Origin of the sequence: Pseudomonas lini (assembly GCF_001042905.1) — a bacterium.
In the GTDB taxonomy this organism is placed as follows: Bacteria; Pseudomonadota; Gammaproteobacteria; order Pseudomonadales; family Pseudomonadaceae; genus Aquipseudomonas; species Aquipseudomonas lini.
Genome location: NZ_JYLB01000005.1, coordinates 267,576 through 284,337, shown reverse-complemented (window position 1 = coordinate 284,337; position 16,762 = coordinate 267,576). Strand labels below are relative to the sequence as shown.

At 59.8% G+C, this 16,762-nt stretch carries 14 protein-coding genes; 10 read left to right on the top strand and 4 right to left on the bottom strand.

Translation table 11 applies throughout. The features are described from left to right. Positions 1-61: 61 nt before the first annotated feature. From TU81_RS16725 to rpmE, 3 genes are all read right to left on the bottom strand, one after another. Positions 62-1,330: a malic enzyme-like NAD(P)-binding protein gene (locus TU81_RS16725; RefSeq protein WP_007899225.1), complete on the bottom strand. Its 1,269-nt coding sequence runs from the start codon at positions 1,328-1,330 to the stop codon at positions 62-64. Between the two features lie 183 nt (positions 1,331-1,513). Further along, positions 1,514-2,314: a thermonuclease family protein gene (locus tag TU81_RS16720; protein WP_048396073.1), complete on the bottom strand. Its 801-nt coding sequence runs from the start codon at positions 2,312-2,314 to the stop codon at positions 1,514-1,516. A 14-nt stretch (positions 2,315-2,328) separates the two neighbouring features. Beyond that, entirely contained in the window at positions 2,329-2,559 is a 231-nt protein-coding gene (rpmE, locus tag TU81_RS16715) for a 50S ribosomal protein L31 (protein ID WP_007899231.1), read from the bottom strand. Between the two features lie 170 nt (positions 2,560-2,729). Here rpmE and TU81_RS16710 point away from each other — a divergent pair, with 170 nt between their 5' ends. From TU81_RS16710 to TU81_RS16665, 10 genes are all read left to right on the top strand, one after another. Further along, positions 2,730-4,949, top strand: a complete 2,220-nt coding sequence (locus TU81_RS16710; protein ID WP_048396072.1) for a primosomal protein N' — start codon at positions 2,730-2,732, stop codon at positions 4,947-4,949. A gap of 213 nt (positions 4,950-5,162) precedes the next feature. Next, positions 5,163-6,899 (top strand): arginine--tRNA ligase, encoded by a 1,737-nt coding sequence (gene argS / locus TU81_RS16705; protein WP_048396071.1) that lies wholly within the window; start codon positions 5,163-5,165, stop codon positions 6,897-6,899. Position 6,900: 1 nt separating this feature from the next. Further along, positions 6,901-7,608 (top strand): SPOR domain-containing protein, encoded by a 708-nt coding sequence (locus TU81_RS16700; protein ID WP_038978602.1) that lies wholly within the window; start codon positions 6,901-6,903, stop codon positions 7,606-7,608. A gap of 230 nt (positions 7,609-7,838) precedes the next feature. Beyond that, positions 7,839-8,369: an ATP-dependent protease subunit HslV gene (gene hslV / locus TU81_RS16695; protein ID WP_007899242.1), complete on the top strand. Its 531-nt coding sequence runs from the start codon at positions 7,839-7,841 to the stop codon at positions 8,367-8,369. A gap of 54 nt (positions 8,370-8,423) precedes the next feature. Beyond that, a complete protein-coding gene (gene hslU, locus TU81_RS16690) occupies positions 8,424-9,764 on the top strand; it encodes an ATP-dependent protease ATPase subunit HslU (protein WP_038978601.1) in 1,341 nt (446 codons plus the stop codon). A gap of 139 nt (positions 9,765-9,903) precedes the next feature. After that, positions 9,904-10,281 (top strand): gamma-butyrobetaine hydroxylase-like domain-containing protein, encoded by a 378-nt coding sequence (locus tag TU81_RS16685; protein WP_038978600.1) that lies wholly within the window; start codon positions 9,904-9,906, stop codon positions 10,279-10,281. Positions 10,282-10,537: 256 nt separating this feature from the next. Next, positions 10,538-12,217, top strand: coding sequence for a class II poly(R)-hydroxyalkanoic acid synthase (gene phaC / locus TU81_RS16680; protein ID WP_038978599.1), 1,680 nt, complete (start codon positions 10,538-10,540; stop codon positions 12,215-12,217). Between the two features lie 134 nt (positions 12,218-12,351). Further along, positions 12,352-13,206 (top strand): poly(3-hydroxyalkanoate) depolymerase, encoded by an 855-nt coding sequence (gene phaZ, locus TU81_RS16675; RefSeq protein WP_030129227.1) that lies wholly within the window; start codon positions 12,352-12,354, stop codon positions 13,204-13,206. 129 nt (positions 13,207-13,335) lie between these two features. Continuing rightward, positions 13,336-15,018, top strand: a complete 1,683-nt coding sequence (phaC, locus tag TU81_RS16670) for a class II poly(R)-hydroxyalkanoic acid synthase (RefSeq protein WP_038978598.1) — start codon at positions 13,336-13,338, stop codon at positions 15,016-15,018. A gap of 59 nt (positions 15,019-15,077) precedes the next feature. Continuing rightward, complete coding sequence (locus TU81_RS16665) at positions 15,078-15,695, top strand: TetR/AcrR family transcriptional regulator (RefSeq protein WP_048396070.1); 618 nt, start codon at positions 15,078-15,080, stop codon at positions 15,693-15,695. A gap of 256 nt (positions 15,696-15,951) precedes the next feature. Here TU81_RS16665 and TU81_RS16660 read toward each other — a convergent pair whose 3' ends face one another. Next, positions 15,952-16,761 (bottom strand): phasin family protein, encoded by an 810-nt coding sequence (locus TU81_RS16660; protein WP_048396069.1) that lies wholly within the window; start codon positions 16,759-16,761, stop codon positions 15,952-15,954. Between the last annotated feature and the right edge of the window lies 1 nt (position 16,762).

Genomic DNA, 16,762 nt, shown 5'->3' with positions numbered 1-16,762 from the left:
CAGACAATAAAAAGCCCCGACTCGCGAGAGCCGGGGCTTTTGGTTGATGCGCTACAACGGCTTAGCCGTTGAACACGTCATCCACGCTTTTCAGCGGGTAGTTCTTCGGATACGGCAGGGTTGCCACACCGGTCTCGATTGCAGCCTTGGCCACGGCATCGGAGATCAGGGTGATCAGACGGGCATCCATTGGTTTCGGAATGATGTACTCACGACCGAATTCCAGCTTGATGCCGCCGTAGGCGTCGCACACTTCCTGAGGCACTGGCAGCTTGGCCAGTTCACGCAGGGCGTTGGCGGCAGCCACTTTCATTTCTTCGTTGATGCGCTTGGCGCGAACGTCCAGGGCACCACGGAAGATAAACGGGAAGCCCAGTACGTTGTTGACCTGGTTCGGGTAGTCCGAACGGCCGGTGGCCATGATCACGTCGTTACGGGTGGCGTGAGCCAGTTCCGGGGAGATTTCCGGATCCGGGTTCGAGCACGCGAACACGATCGGGTTGGCCGCCATGGATTTCAGGCCTTCAGCGCTCAGCAGGTTCGGACCGGACAGGCCAACGAACACATCAGCGCCTTCCAGCGCGTCAGCCAGGGTGCGCTTCTCGGTCGCGTGAGCGAACACAGCCTTGTACTGGTTCAGGTCGTCACGGCCGGAGTGGATCACACCGGTACGGTCAACCATGTAGATGTTTTCGATGTTGGCGCCCATGCTCACCAGCAATTTCATGCAGGAGATGGCGGCCGCACCGGCGCCCAGGCAGACGATTTTGGCGTCAGCCAGGGTTTTGCCAGCGATTTCCAAGGCGTTGATCATGCCGGCCGCAGTAACGATCGCGGTGCCGTGCTGGTCATCGTGGAATACCGGAATATCGCACTGCTCGATCAGAGCGCGTTCGATCTCAAAGCACTCAGGTGCCTTGATGTCTTCCAGGTTGATGCCACCGAAGGTAATGGAGATACGCTTGACGGTGTCGATGAAGGCTTGCGGGCTTTCGGAGTCGACTTCGATGTCGAATACGTCGATGCCGGCAAAGCGCTTGAACAGCACGCCCTTACCTTCCATAACCGGCTTGGAAGCCAATGGGCCAAGGTTACCCAGGCCGAGAATCGCGGTGCCATCGGAAATGACTGCAACCAGGTTGCCCTTGCCGGTGTATTTGTAGGCCAGTTCAGGATCGCGGGCGATTTCGCGTACTGGTTCGGCTACGCCGGGGCTGTAGGCCAGCGACAGATCGCGGGCGGTAGCGGTGGCCTTGGTGAGCTCGACACTCAGCTTCCCTGGACGGGGATGGGCGTGATATTCGAGAGCGGCAGTTTTCAAATCAGACATAGGGGCATTCCGCTTTTTACTGTTGGACAGACGGACCGCCGAGGATACTCGCCTCGCAAAGTCCTCACAAGACTGACCAGTCACCCCTGTCAAGCGCCCGGCCCTACGACTTTGGGCCAAGAGCCACGAAACACAAGGGATAGACTGTTCACAATCAACATGAAAAATGTCTACAATTTTTTCTTACGGCGCCGCCTGCAACATCGCCGGATCGGTCAGCGGCAGAAGCCAACGCGCCTGCCCCGGCTTCAGCCCACCGCGGCGCGAACGATCCACCACCCAGCCACGAGCCTCGATTTGCTTGCCTTTGAGCTTTTCAAGCGATGCGACATCGAATTGATCCAACATATTGGGTGCAACCCGCAATACAACCGAATCCTGCAACTCGATCCAAACCCCGCCGCGATTGCGCTGAACCTTGCTCACACGACCACTGAGCATGGCGAAACCGGAGGCACTGATCTGCTCCGCTTTCAGCACAGGTGATTGGCGCCACAACCCGAGACCGGCCCGACGAGCACTGCGTTCCGCGGCTTGCTGACAGGCGACCAAATCGACATTCGGTGCCACCGCCACCTGAAAACCGAGACCCTCGGCGAGCATCTGTGCCTCAAGGTTGGCCCCATCGACGCTGTAGACATGGGCCAGGGTGCGGCCGTAATGATCCTTGCTTTCTTTACCCGGCAGCAAACCGACCCGCCCATCGCTGGCAGCCACCAGAGCTTCAAGGCGTTTGCGCGCAGCCACGGCGAACGGCTCGTCAGAACGACCCTGCTTGCCCAACTCCGGCGTGTTCAAACCGATCATGCGCACACTGCGGCCATCGCGCAGACGCAAGGTGTCGCCATCCACTACCCGCTGCACCGCGACCGACGTCAGCCCGCTGGGCACCGGGCAGAAGGCCTGGGCAGCGGAAAGCCAAATCGCGGACACAAAAAAGGCGCCCGCGAGGGACGCCTTTTTCATCAGCAAGGAAAAGCCCATCGGGCCCTTCAACCTTACTCTGCAGCAGCTGGAGCTTTCTTGCCGAAAGCGCCGAAACGGTCTGCGAAGCGCTGTACACGACCGCCAGTATCCAGAGTCTTCTGCTTACCGGTGTAGAACGGGTGGCATTCGTTGCATACGTCGATCGCCAGAGGCTTGGCCAGGTTCGAACGAGTTTCGAACTTGTTGCCACAGCTGCAGGTAACTGCGGTGATTTCGTATGTTGGATGGATATCGGCTTTCATGATGTATTCCTCAGGCTAGCGTGCCGCCACTCAACACCATTGTTGAATACCGCACGTAATTAGGCCGCGGATTCTACCAGACCTTCGCAATCACGCAAGCTGTCGCTTAAACCAGTCGTCTGCTAGGCTCCCGGCCTTCTTCACCGCCCTCTCATCGAGAAAACAATCGCGTGCCCAACGCCATTCTGCGCCTCGCCCTGCCTTCGCCCCTGCGCCGCCTGTTCGATTACCGCGCGCCGGCCGGAGTCCTGCGCGCCCAGTTGCACCCGGGCATGCGCTTGCGGGTGCCGTTCGGCAGGCGGGAGATGATCGGGATTCTGGTGGAGGTCACCGATACCAGCGAAGTACCGGCAGAAAAGCTCAAACCGGCCCTGGCGCTGCTCGACGCCACGCCGCCGCTGCCCCCCGCGTTGTTCAAGCTGTGCCTGTGGACTTCTCAGTATTACCAGCACAGCCTCGGCGATACGTTGAGCTGGGCACTGCCGGTGCTGTTGCGACAAGGCGAACTGGCCGAAGCTCGTCAGGAACGCTTCTGGTCCGCCGCACCCGGTGCCAGCCTTGATGACCCGCGCATCGCTCGTGCCCCGCGTCAACGCGAGGCCCTGGCAACCCTGGCCCAACATCCCCATGGCGTCGCTCATCAGCTGTTGAGCAAACTGATGCTGAGCAAGGACAGTCTCGATCTGTTGCTGGCCAAGGATTTGGTGCAAGTAGAAATCCGCAAACACGCGCCCGGTATGCGCCACGAACACTGGCTGGCGCAACCGGAATTACCACTCAACCCCGAGCAGCGCGCCGCTTACGAGGCGATTCGCGCCGGGTTCGACAGTTATCACGCGTTCCTGCTGGCCGGCGTCACCGGCAGCGGCAAGACCGAAGTCTATTTACAGCTGATCCGCGAAACCCTCGAGGCCGGCAAACAAGCCCTTGTGCTGATCCCGGAAATCAACCTCGGCCCGCAAACCCTGGCGCGCTTCGAGCAGCGCTTCAATGCGCGGATCGCGCTGATCCACTCCGCAGTCAATGACCGCGAACGTCTGGAAGCCTGGCTGGCGGCACGGGATGGCGAGGCCGACATTATTATCGGTACCCGTTCGGCACTGTTCACGCCGATGAAGAACCCCGGCCTGATCATTATCGATGAAGAGCACGACGGCTCTTATAAACAGCAGGAAGGCCTGCGCTACCACGCCCGCGACCTGGCACTGGTCCGCGCCCGGCAGGAAAACATCCCGATTGTCCTCGGATCCGCCACACCTTCGCTGGAAAGCCTGCAAAACGCCTACACCGGTCGTTACGGCCTCTTACGCCTGAATGAGCGGGCCGGTGGCGCCAAGCAGCCGCGCTTCCTGCGCCTGGACGTGAAAAGTCGCCCGCTGGACAGCGGCATTTCAGGACCGATGCAGCAAGCCATCGGTCAGACCCTGGCCGCCGGCCAGCAAGTGCTGGTGTTCCTCAACCGCCGAGGGTTCGCCCCGACGCTGCTCTGCCACGACTGCGGCTGGATGTCTGAATGCCAGCGCTGCGACGCGCGAATGACCGTGCACCAGCGCTCCGGCGAGCTGCGTTGTCACCATTGTGGCTACGTTGAACGAGTGCCCCGGCATTGCCCGAAGTGCGGCAAAGTCGATTTGCGGCCCGTGGGCGCCGGTACCGAGCGCGCCGAAGAGCGCCTGGGGATTCTGTTTCCGGACGTCCCGGTGCTGCGGGTTGACCGCGACAGCACTTCACGCAAAGACGCGATGAATCAACTGTTCGCCACCATTCAGAAAGGCCAGCCATGCATTCTGGTCGGCACACAGATGCTTGCCAAAGGGCATCATTTTCCTCGGGTGACGCTGGTGTCGATTCTGGATGCCGACGGCGGACTGTTCTCCGGTGACTTCCGCGCCAGCGAACGCATGGCGCAGTTGATCGTCCAGGTCGCCGGGCGCGCGGGACGGGCCGAAGAGCCGGGCAAAGTGATTATCCAGACGCACCTGGCGGACCATCCACTGCTGGTGCAACTGACCGAACAGGGCTATTTCGCCTTTGCCGAACAGGCGTTGAGCGAACGTCGTTCCGCAGGGTTGCCGCCGTTTGCGCATCTCGCGCTGCTGCGGGCGGAAGCGCATAAACCGGGGCAAGCAGAAGGCTTCCTCGATGAAGCGTGCAGTGAGGCCGAGCGTTTGCTGGCCGAGCAGAATCTGACCGGGATTGAGTTGCTGGGGCCGGTGCCGGCGCCGATGGAGCGCCGAGCCGGGCGTTATCGTGCACAGTTATTGCTGCAAGCCACGGCCCGGGCGCCACTGCATCGATTGCTGAGCAGTTGGTTGCTGGTTTTGGAGCAGATGCCGAGTGGGCGGGCAGTGCGTTGGTCCTTGGATGTCGATCCGGTGGATTTGTATTGATTTAGAGATCGCCTTCGCGGGCAAGCCTCGCTCCTACAGGGATCACGCAAATCTCTGTAGGAGCGAGGCTTGCCCGCGAAGGCGGCCGAATTGTCACCACATATCCATAACCTGCCCGCTATAGTTGGCAAGCCCGTCTTCGCAACGGATAATGCCCAGTTTTTCCACCAGCGCATCGAAGCGCCGCCGCGCTTGCGGTCGACAGAGAACACCATGAAAGACACCATTCGCCAGCTGATCCAACAAGCCATCACCCAACTCGTCAACGAAGGTGTGTTGCCTGAAGGCCTGTCGCCGGCGATCCAGGTGGAAAACTCCCGTGACAAGAAAAACGGCGACTTCGCCAGCAACATCGCCATGATGCTGGCCAAGCCTGCGGGCATGAAGCCGCGTGACCTGGCCGAAAAAATCATCGCCGCGTTGCCGGCTGACGAGAACGTCTCCAAAACTGAGATCGCCGGCCCTGGCTTCCTGAACTTCTTCCAGAACACTCAAGCCCTGGCGACCCGCCTGGACGCGGCGCTGGCCGACGATCACATCGGCGTGCGCAAGGCCGGCCCGGTGCAGCGCACCGTGGTAGACCTGTCGGCCCCGAACCTGGCCAAAGAAATGCACGTCGGCCATTTGCGCTCGACCATCATCGGCGACGGCGTGGCCCGGGTTCTGGAATTCCTCGGCGACGAAGTGATCCGCCAGAACCACGTCGGCGACTGGGGCACCCAGTTCGGCATGCTGATGGCTTATCTGCAGGAAAACCCGATCACCAGCGATGAGCTGTCGGACCTGGAAAACTTCTACCGCGCTGCCAAGCAACGCTTCGACGAATCCGCAGAGTTCGCTGATCGTGCCCGTGGCCTGGTGGTCAAGCTGCAAGCCGGCGACCCGGACTGCCTGGCGCTGTGGACCAAGTTCAAAGATATTTCGCTATCGCACTGCCAGAAAATCTACGAACTGCTGAACGTCAAACTGACCATGGCCGACGTGATGGGTGAAAGCGCCTACAACGACGACCTGATCAACGTGGTCAACGACCTCAAGGCCGCAGGCCTGCTGGTCGAAAGCAACGGCGCTCAATGCGTGTTCCTCGACGAGTTCAAGAATGCCGACGGCGACCCGCTGCCGGTGATCATCGTCAAGGCCGACGGTGGCTACCTCTACGCCACCACCGACCTGGCGGCCGTGCGTTATCGCAGCGGCGTCCTGAAAGCTGATCGCGCGTTGTACTTCGTCGACCAGCGTCAGGCCCTGCACTTCCAGCAAGTGTTTCAGGTCGCTCGTCTGGCCGGCTTCGTGACGCACCCGATGGAAATGGAACACATGGGCTTCGGCACCATGAACGGCGCCGACGGCCGTCCGTTCAAGACCCGTGACGGCGGCACCGTGAAGCTGATCGACCTGCTGACCGAAGCCCAGGAACGCGCGTACACGCTGGTGAAAGAGAAGAACCCGGAATTAGCCGAAGACGAGTTGCGCAACATCGCCAAGGTCGTGGGCATCGGCGCCGTGAAATACGCCGACCTGTCCAAGCACCGCACCAGCGACTACAGCTTCAACTTCGACTTGATGCTGAACTTCGAAGGCAACACCGCGCCATACCTGCTGTACGCCTACACTCGCGTGGCCGGTGTGTTCCGCAAACTCGGCAAGGATTTCAGCGAAGTCGAAGGTCAGATCGTCCTTGAAGCCGCGCACGAACATGAGCTGGCGGCGAAACTGGCACAGTTCGGCGAAATCCTGAATAACGTGTCCGACAAAGGCACGCCGCACATCCTCTGCACCTACCTGTACGATGTTGCCGGCCTGTTCTCCAGCTTCTACGAGAACTGCCCGATCCTCGGCGCCGACACCCCGGCGCAAATGCAAAGCCGCCTGCGCCTCGCCGCGCTGACCGGCCGCACTCTCAAGCAAGGCCTGGAACTCTTGGGTCTGGAAACTCTGGAGCGTATGTAAGTTGGCTGCCAAGAAAAAACCTGCACCCAAGCGTGGCGCCAGCCGTTACCAAGCTCCTGCAAAGCAACCGATCCCGGGCTGGCTGTGGATGGCCATCGGCCTGACAGTCGGCGCGTTCATTGTGTTCCTGATGAAGCTGGAGCCGGGCAAGGGCAGCGATACCGTCAAGCGCGAGAAGATCGAGCAGCAGAAAGCCAGCAAGATCGCCGAGGCCAACAAGACCCCGCCGAGCCCGACGCAACCGGTGAAGCCGAAGTACGACTTCTACACCTTGCTGCCGGAATCGGAAGTCATCGTGCCGCCGGACGCGGTACCGGAAAAAACCCTGCCGACGCCACAAGTGCCGGCCATTCCGACCACGCCGGTGACGCCTGCGGAAGCGGCGAAGATCGACACGGCCCGGGCTCAAGCGGCATTGGCCGGCATCACCCCGCCGCCAGCACCGCCTGTGGCGAAAGCTGCGCCAGTGACCAAGTTCTTCCTGCAGGCCGGTTCGTTCCGCAAGGAAGCCGATGCCGACAAAGTTCGTGCGCAGATCATTCTGCTGGGTCAGGCCGTGGCGGTTGAATCCGGCACTGTGAAGGACGAGACCTGGTATCGGGTTCTGGTCGGCCCGTTCAGCAACCGCGAACAGCTGACCACCGCCCAGAAGCAACTGGCTGGCAGCGGCTTCAGCAACCTGTTGTTACAACAACGTCAGAGCCGCTGATTTCGTTAAGGACACGCGTCATCGTTCTTCGCGGGCAAGCCTCGCTCCTACAGGTTCACGTAAATCTCTGTAGGAGCGAGGCTTGCCCGCGAAGGCGCCCGAACAGACAACACCCCCATCCCCGCCCTACACCGCTCGTCCCCTCTCCCGCTCCACAGTTGAAAAACGCTCCACCACCCCCATATGAGTTGGCATAAGGCATTTTCGCCCCGCTGCGTGGAGACTCTCCCTTGACCACCATCGTTTCAGTTCGCCGCCACGGCAAAGTCGTCATGGGCGGCGACGGCCAGGTTTCGCTCGGCAATACCGTGATGAAAGGCAACGCGAAGAAAGTTCGCCGCCTCTACCACGGCCAGGTTATCGCCGGTTTTGCCGGGGCCACCGCTGACGCCTTCACCCTCTTCGAGCGTTTCGAAGGCCAGCTTGAGAAACATCAGGGCCACCTGGTTCGCGCCGCCGTCGAACTCGCCAAAGAATGGCGCACCGACCGCTCCCTGAGCCGCCTCGAAGCCATGCTCGCGGTCGCCAACAAAGATGCCTCGCTGATCATCACCGGCAACGGTGACGTGGTTGAGCCCGAAGAAGGCCTGATCGCCATGGGTTCCGGCGGCGGTTACGCCCAGGCTGCCGCGAGTGCCCTGCTGAAGAAAACCGATTTGTCGGCCCGGGAAATTGTCGAAACCGCCCTGGGCATCGCTGGCGACATCTGCGTGTTCACCAACCACACCTTCACCATTGAGGAGCAGGACCTCGCTGAGTAAGCCTGTTTCGGCCTAGCGCCACGGCTCACTGTTGCTTGAGGACCGCCAATTATTATGCCCATGACCCCCCGTGAAATCGTCCACGAACTCAATCGCCATATCATCGGCCAGGACGATGCCAAACGCGCCGTCGCCATCGCCTTGCGCAACCGCTGGCGCCGGATGCAGCTGCCCGAAGAGCTGCGCGTCGAAGTCACCCCCAAGAACATCCTGATGATCGGCCCGACCGGTGTTGGTAAAACCGAGATCGCCCGTCGCCTGGCCAAGCTCGCCAACGCGCCGTTCATCAAAGTCGAAGCGACCAAGTTCACCGAAGTGGGCTACGTCGGCCGTGACGTCGAATCGATCATTCGTGATCTGGCCGACGCCGCGATCAAGCTGCTGCGCGAACAGGAAATGACCAAGGTTCGTCACCGCGCCGAAGACGCCGCCGAAGAGCGCATCCTCGACGCCTTGCTGCCGCCGGCACGCATGGGCTTCAGCAACGAGGATTCCGCACCGTCCCAGGATTCCAATACCCGTCAGCTGTTCCGCAAGCGCCTGCGTGAAGGTCAGCTGGATGACAAGGAGATTGAAATCGAAGTGGCCGAAGTGTCCGGCGTCGATATCTCCGCGCCACCGGGTATGGAAGAAATGACCAACCAGCTGCAGAGCCTGTTCGCCAACATGGGCAAGGGCAAGCGCAAAAACCGCAAGCTCAAGGTCAAGGAAGCGCTGAAACTGGTTCGCGACGAAGAAGCCGGTCGCCTGGTCAACGAAGAAGAATTGAAGGCCAAGGCCCTGGAAGCCGTCGAGCAGCACGGCATCGTGTTCATCGACGAAATCGACAAGGTCGCCAAGCGCGGCAACTCCGGTGGCATCGACGTGTCCCGTGAAGGCGTACAGCGCGACTTGCTGCCGCTGATCGAAGGCTGCACCGTCAACACCAAACTGGGCATGGTCAAGACTGACCACATCCTGTTCATCGCTTCCGGTGCGTTCCACCTGAGCAAGCCGAGCGATCTGGTTCCGGAGCTGCAAGGTCGCCTGCCGATTCGGGTCGAACTCAAGGCCCTGAGCCCGGAAGATTTCGAGCGCATCCTCAGCGAGCCGCATGCATCGCTCACCGAGCAGTATTGTGCACTGCTGAAAACCGAAGGTCTGCTCATCGAATTCCTGCCGGACGGCATCAAGCGTCTCGCCGAGATCGCCTGGCAGGTCAACGAGAAAACCGAAAACATCGGTGCCCGCCGCCTGCATACCCTGCTCGAGCGCCTGCTTGAAGAGGTATCGTTCAGCGCCGGTGATCTGGCCAGCACCCACGAGGACAAGCCGATCCTGATCGATGCCGACTACGTCAACAGCCACTTGGGCGAATTGGCGCAGAACGAAGACCTGTCCCGTTATATCCTGTAGGTCACCTACTCTCCTGTGAGAACGGAACACCTGTAGGAGCTGCCGCAGGCTGCGATCTTTTCCGGCTGATGCCGAAGATCAAAAGATCGCAGCCTGCGGCAGCTCCTACACAACGTTCCACATAGACGGACGACCTGCCATGACCCAACTCCCCACCGACATCAAACTCCACAAAGCCTCAAAAACCCTGACGCTCAAATACGCGTCCGGCGAGGAATATCACCTGCCCGCCGAGTTTCTTCGCGTGCACTCTCCTTCCGCTGAGGTCCAGGGCCACGGCAAACCTATCCTGCAATTTGGCAAGATCGGCGTAGGACTGACCAAGGTCGAACCCGCCGGTCAGTACGCACTGAAATTGACCTTCGACGACGGCCACGACAGCGGCCTGTTCACTTGGGAATATCTGTACCAGCTGGCAGTGCGCCAGGAAGATCTCTGGAACGATTATCTTGCGGAACTCAAAGCGGCTGGAAAGACCCGTGATCCGAATGAGTCGGTCGTCAAGCTGATGCTCTAGCTCAGGCCTCTGGGTATTTAGAGGGCATTTTCTAATTCCATCTGTTTGAATGCTCCGCTGCGGTGTCAACGATTGGCCCGCTTGCGAAAAAAATTAAACTCGGGTAACCAATGGAGCTGGCAAGTTCCGTGCAGTGCTCTCTGAACTAAAAAGCAGCGATGCGCAATTTACAGTCACCCGAGCAGTAGTACCTGGCGTGCTGTGTGACTACACAGTTGGACTCAGGTACTCGTCTCAGGACAATGGAGCGTCGTAGATGAGTAACAAGCTTAACGATGACTTGAAATTTCAGGCTTCGGAAAACACCTTGGGGCTGAATCCTGTTGTTGGACTACGTAGAAAGGATCTCTTGGGCTCTGCCCGCATGGTGCTGAGCCAGGCCATCAGACAACCCATCCACAGTGTCAGGCATGTCGCCCATTTCGGCATCGAACTCAAGAACGTGCTGTTGGGAAAATCCGAGCTTCAACCGCAAAGTGATGACCGTCGCTTCCTTGACCCGGCGTGGAGTCAGAACCCGCTCTACAAACGTTATTTGCAAACGTATCTGGCGTGGCGCAAGGAGCTTCACGCGTGGATCGATGACAGCAACCTCTCGCCCAAAGACGTCGCTCGCGGTCATTTCGTGATCAACCTCATGACCGAAGCCATGGCCCCGACCAACACGGCGGCCAACCCGGCGGCGGTCAAACGCTTCTTCGAAACCGGTGGCAAGAGCCTGCTCGACGGTCTCTCCCATCTGGCCAAGGATCTGGTGCATAACGGCGGCATGCCGAGCCAGGTCAACATGGGTGCATTCGAAGTCGGCAAGAGCCTGGGCGTGACCGAAGGCGCAGTGGTGTTTCGCAACGATGTGCTGGAGTTGATCCAGTACCGACCGATCACCGAGCAGGTGCATGAACGCCCGCTGCTGGTGGTGCCGCCACAGATCAACAAGTTCTACGTTTTCGACCTGAGCCCGGACAAGAGCCTGGCGCGCTTCTGCCTGCGCAACAACGTGCAGACGTTTATCGTCAGCTGGCGCAACCCGACCAAGGAGCAGCGCGAGTGGGGTCTGTCGACCTACATCGAAGCGCTCAAGGAAGCGGTCGATGTCGTCACCGCGATTACCGGCAGCAAAGACGTGAACATGCTCGGTGCCTGCTCCGGCGGCATCACCTGCACCGCCCTGCTGGGTCACTACGCAGCGATCGGCGAGAAGAAGGTCAACGCCCTCACCCTGCTGGTCAGCGTGCTGGACACCACCCTGGACAGCGATGTGGCGCTGTTCGTCGACGAGCAGACCCTCGAAGCCGCCAAGCGCCATTCCTACCAGGCCGGTGTGCTGGAAGGTCGCGACATGGCGAAAGTCTTCGCCTGGATGCGCCCCAACGACCTGATCTGGAACTACTGGGTCAACAACTACCTGCTGGGTAATGAGCCACCGGTTTTCGACATCCTGTTCTGGAACAACGACACCACCCGGTTGCCCGCGGCGTTCCACGGCGACCTGATCGAGATGTTCAAAAACAACCCACTGATCCGCTCCGATGCCCTGGAAGTGTGCGGCACGCCGATCGATCTCAAGCAGGTGACCGCCGACATCTTTTCCCTGGCCGGTACCAACGATCACATCACTCCGTGGAAGTCCTGCTACAAATCCGCGCAGCTGTTCGGTGGCAAGGTTGAGTTCGTGCTGTCCAGCAGCGGGCATATCCAGAGCATTCTGAACCCTCCGGGCAATCCGAAAGCGCGCTACATGACCAGCACCGAAATGCCGGTCAAAGCCGAAGAGTGGATGGAAAATTCCACCAAGCACACCGATTCCTGGTGGTTGCATTGGCAGGCGTGGCAAGCCGAGCGTTCGGGCAAACTGAAGAAATCCCCCGCCAACCTTGGCAACAAGGCCTATCCCGCGGGTGAAGCTTCGCCGGGTACTTACGTGCATGAACGTTGAGCTTCAAATAACTCGTAGTCCGCGGCACTGGGAGGTGCCGCGATCTCTATTGATTACTCTCGAGGCCAGCCTCGAACATTCTGCGACGGCCCGGGACGGCTCGATCAGCGTTTAAAAACTACAGGGCTCTGTGCATGCCGCAACCGTTCGTCTTTCGTACCGTCAACCTGGATGGCCAGACCCTCCGCACTGCGGTACGCCCCGGCAAGCCTCACTTGACGCCCTTGCTGATTTTCAACGGCATCGGCGCCAACCTGGAGCTGATATTCCCGTTCGTCCAGGCTCTGGATCCGGACCTGGAAGTCATCGCCTTCGACGTACCCGGCGTCGGCGGTTCATCGACTCCCAATCGCCCGTATCGCTTTTCGGGCCTGGCGAAACTCACTGCACGAATGCTCGACTATCTCGATTACGGGCAAGTCAACGTGATTGGCGTTTCGTGGGGTGGCGCTCTGGCGCAGCAGTTCGCCCATGACTATCCCGAACGCTGCAAAAAACTGGTACTGGCGGCCACGGCAGCCGGCGCCGTGATGGTTCCGGGCAAGCCGAAAGTGCTGTGGATGATGGCCAGCCCACGGCGCTACATCCAGCCATCCCATGTGATCCGCATCGCACCGATGATCTATGGCGGCTCGTTCCGTCGCGATCCGACCCTGGCTGCCAGTCACGCTGCCAGAGTCCGCTCGGCAGGCAAACTCGGTTATTACTGGCAGCTGTTCGCCGGCCTCGGCTGGACCAGCATTCACTGGCTGCACAAGATCAACCAACCGACCCTGGTGCTGGCCGGCGACGATGACCCACTGATCCCGCTGATCAACATGCGCATGCTGGCCTGGCGAATTCCCAATGCCCAATTGCACATCATCGACGACGGCCATCTGTTTTTGATTACCCGGGCCGAAGCGGTGGCACCGATCATCATGAAGTTTCTTGAGGAGGAACGTCAGCGCGCAGTAATGCATCCACATCCGGCGCCATCGGGCGGTTAACCGATCCCGACTTTTGTTTATGAAAAGGAGTCGGCAGGAGGCCGTGCCGCGCAACAACCCGCAACAACGTCTATGGTGTTTTGTTCGGGTGTGTTTGTTTTTGGCCTGATGACGAAGGAGTGTTAACTCATGCGCGATAAACCAGCGAAGGGCTCTTTGCCCACTCCCGCTGCATTCATCAATGCACAAAGTGCGGTTACCGGTCTGCGCGGCCGGGACCTGCTTTCGACCTTGCGCAGCCTGGCCACCCACGGCCTGCGCAATCCGGTGCATACGGCCCGGCATGCCTTGAAACTGGGCGGCCAGTTGGGCCGTGTTCTGCTGGGTGAAACCCTGCACCCGACCAACCCGCAGGACAGTCGCTTTGCCGACCCGACATGGAGCCTCAATCCTTTTTATCGCCGCAGCCTGCAGGCCTATCTGAGCTGGCAGAAAGAAGTCAAAAGCTGGATTGACGAGAGCAACATGAGCCCGGACGATCGTGCCCGCGCCCACTTCGCCTTTGCCTTGATCAACGACGCCGTAGCGCCGTCCAACACCCTGCTCAATCCGCTGGCGATCAAGGAGTTTTTCAACTCCGGCGGCAACAGTCTGGTGCGAGGTATCGGCCATCTGCTAGATGACCTCCTGCACAACGACGGCCTGCCCAGACAGGTCACCAAGCAATCGTTCGAGGTAGGCAAAACGGTTGCCACCACCACTGGCTCCGTGGTGTTTCGCAATGAGCTTCTGGAGCTGATCCAGTACAAGCCGATGAGCGAAAAGCAGTATTCAAAGCCGTTGCTGATCGTGCCGCCACAGATCAACAAGTACTACATTTTCGACTTGAGCCCCGGCAACAGCTTCGTCCAGTACGCCCTTAAAAACGGTTTGCAGACCTTCATTATCAGCTGGCGCAATCCCGATGTGCGTCATCGCGAATGGGGGTTGTCGTCTTACGTCGAAGCCGCCGAAGAAGCGATGAATGTGTGCCGGGCGATCACCGGCGCTCGCGAGGTCAACCTGATGGGGGCCTGCGCCGGTGGGCTGACCATCGCCGCGCTACAAGGGCACTTGCAGGCCAAGCGGCAGCTACGACGGGTGTCCAGCGCGACCTACCTGGTCAGCATGCTCGACAGCCAGATAGACAGCCCGGCCACCCTCTTCGCCGACGAACAAACGCTGGAAGCGGCCAAGCGCCGCTCGTATCAGAAGGGCGTTCTGGAAGGTCGCGACATGGCCAAGGTGTTTGCCTGGATGCGGCCCAACGATTTGATCTGGAATTACTTCGTCAATAACTACCTGCTCGGCAAAGAACCGCCGGCGTTCGACATCCTCTACTGGAACAATGACAACACGCGCCTGCCGGCGGCGTTTCATGGCGACCTGCTGGATTTCTTCAAGCACAACCCGCTGAACCATCCGGGCGGGCTGGAAGTGTGCGGCACGCCGATCGACCTGCAGAAAGTCACCGTCGACAGTTTCAGCGTGGCAGGCATGAATGATCACATCACCCCATGGGATGCGGTGTATCGCTCGGCATTGCTGCTGGGTGGCGAGCGGCGCTTTGTGCTGTCCAACAGCGGTCATGTGCAGAGCATTCTTAACCCGCCGAACAATCCGAAAGCCAACTACGTCGAGAATCCGAAACTGAGCAGCGACCCGCGGGCCTGGTATTACGACGCCAAGCGCGTCGACGGCAGTTGGTGGACGCAATGGCTGGGCTGGATTCAGGAACGCTCCGGCGCACAACGTGAAACCCAAATGGCTCTCGGCAACCAGAACTATCCACCGATGGAGGCGGCACCCGGTACTTACGTGCGCGTGCGCTGACGTTCAACGAACCACGGCCGCCAATGGCCGTGGCATGACTCGACCATTAAGAAGACTGGATGAAAACCCGCGACCGGATTCTCGAATGTGCCCTGCAGTTGTTCAATCAGAAGGGCGAACCGAATGTGTCCACCATGGAAGTGGCCAACGAAATGGGCATCAGCCCGGGCAACCTCTACTACCACTTCCACGGCAAGGAACCGCTGATCCTCGGGCTGTTCGAGCGTTTCCAGGCCGAATTGACGCCCTTGCTCGACCCACCGTCCGATGTGGAATTGGCGCCCGACGATTACTGGCTGTTCCTGCACTTGATCATCGAACGCCTGGCCCATTACCGGTTTCTGTTCCAGGACCTGTCGAACCTTGCTGGCCGCCTGCCGAAACTGGCCAAGGGGATACGCAACCTGCTCAATGCGTTGAAGCGCACACTGGCGTCATTGCTGGCACAGTTGAAAGCTCAAGGTCAGTTGGTCAGTGACACCCAGGCGCTGGGGCAGTTGGTGGAACAAATCACCATGACGTTGCTGTTCTCGCTGGACTATCAGCGGATTCTCGACCGTGAAGGTGAAGTGAGGCTGGTGGTGTATCAGATCATGATGCTGGTGGCGCCGCACTTGCTGCCGCCGATCAAGGTGGCGACCGAGCGGTTGGCATTGCAGTACCTCGAGGAGCATTAAGATCAAAAGATCGCAGCCTTCGGCAGCTCCTACAGGTGTACGCAATCCCCTGTAGGAGCTGCCGAAGGCTGCGATCTTTTTTCGACAAGCGACCCAAACCTCGAATCTTCAAAACAAAAACGCCCGACCTTTGCAGGCCGGGCGTGATCGTTCCCATGCTCCGCGTGGGAATGCAGCCGGTGACGCTCTGCGTCACTGCCGCAATGGACGCGGAGCGTCCGGTGAGGCATTCCCACGCGGAGCGTGGGAACGATCATCAGGACTGACTGGTTGGCGTCGATGGAGCCGGCGCGGCAGTCGGGGTTACAGCAGGGGTCGGTGCAGTGGCGGAGTTCGCCGTGCTGACCGGGGTTACCGGCTTGGCAGCAGCCGCTGCTGGTTTCGGTGCAGCCGCTTTCGGGGCGGCTGGTTTTTTCACTGCTGGCTTCTTCGCTGCGGCAGGTTTGGCTGCTGCGGTTTTAGCTGCAGGTTTGGCCGCCGGTTTAGCAGCTGGTTTGGCGGCAGGTTTTGCGGCAGGTTTTGCAGCCGCTTTGGCTGCAGGTTTCGCTGCGGCAGTTTTGGTTGCCGGTTTAGCGGCAGCCTTGGCCAATGGCTTGGCTACGCTTTTGGCCGCTGGTTTGGCCGCTGCGGTTTTCGCCGCAACAGGCGCAACCTTGGCACCGGTGAGTTTTTCGATTTGCTTGGTCAGGGTATCGACCTTGCTGTGCAGTGCCTTGACCTCATTGCGGCTCGGTACACCGAGGCGCGAAATGGCGCTGTTCAGACGCTTGTCGAAAGCCCCTTCCAGCTCATCCCATTTGCCCAGTGCGCGATCTTTCACGCCGCTGATGCGCGACTTGGCCGACGAAGCGGAGTCCTTGGCAGCATCGACTTTTTTGCCGACAGCGCTCTTTGTGAGCTTCTCGGCTTTCTCGCCGTCCTTAACCAATGTATCGAAGAGCTTGCTGCCGTCAGTGTCAATCTTCGAGTACACGCCTAAACCAGCCAGCCAGATCTTGCGGGAGTAGTCTTCGACCTTCCCGATCCACGAGCTGCCTTCTTTTTCAGTATTCTTTTTACCAGCCATC

What these genes read in the sequence shown, in the direction of transcription:
- phaC (WP_038978599.1), top strand. Translation starts at nt 10,538, where the DNA reads ATGAGTAACAAGCTTAACGATGACTTGAAATTTCAGGCTTCGGAAAAC.
- TU81_RS16660 (WP_048396069.1), bottom strand. Translation starts at nt 16,761, where the DNA reads ATGGCTGGTAAAAAGAATACTGAAAAAGAAGGCAGCTCGTGGATCGGG.
- phaC (WP_038978598.1), top strand. Translation starts at nt 13,336, where the DNA reads ATGCGCGATAAACCAGCGAAGGGCTCTTTGCCCACTCCCGCTGCATTC.
- TU81_RS16725 (WP_007899225.1), bottom strand. Translation starts at nt 1,330, where the DNA reads ATGTCTGATTTGAAAACTGCCGCTCTCGAATATCACGCCCATCCCCGT.
- phaZ (WP_030129227.1), top strand. Translation starts at nt 12,352, where the DNA reads ATGCCGCAACCGTTCGTCTTTCGTACCGTCAACCTGGATGGCCAGACC.
- argS (WP_048396071.1), top strand. Translation starts at nt 5,163, where the DNA reads ATGAAAGACACCATTCGCCAGCTGATCCAACAAGCCATCACCCAACTC.
- TU81_RS16665 (WP_048396070.1), top strand. Translation starts at nt 15,078, where the DNA reads ATGAAAACCCGCGACCGGATTCTCGAATGTGCCCTGCAGTTGTTCAAT.
- hslU (WP_038978601.1), top strand. Translation starts at nt 8,424, where the DNA reads ATGCCCATGACCCCCCGTGAAATCGTCCACGAACTCAATCGCCATATC.
- TU81_RS16685 (WP_038978600.1), top strand. Translation starts at nt 9,904, where the DNA reads ATGACCCAACTCCCCACCGACATCAAACTCCACAAAGCCTCAAAAACC.
- TU81_RS16720 (WP_048396073.1), bottom strand. Translation starts at nt 2,314, where the DNA reads ATGGGCTTTTCCTTGCTGATGAAAAAGGCGTCCCTCGCGGGCGCCTTT.
- rpmE (WP_007899231.1), bottom strand. Translation starts at nt 2,559, where the DNA reads ATGAAAGCCGATATCCATCCAACATACGAAATCACCGCAGTTACCTGC.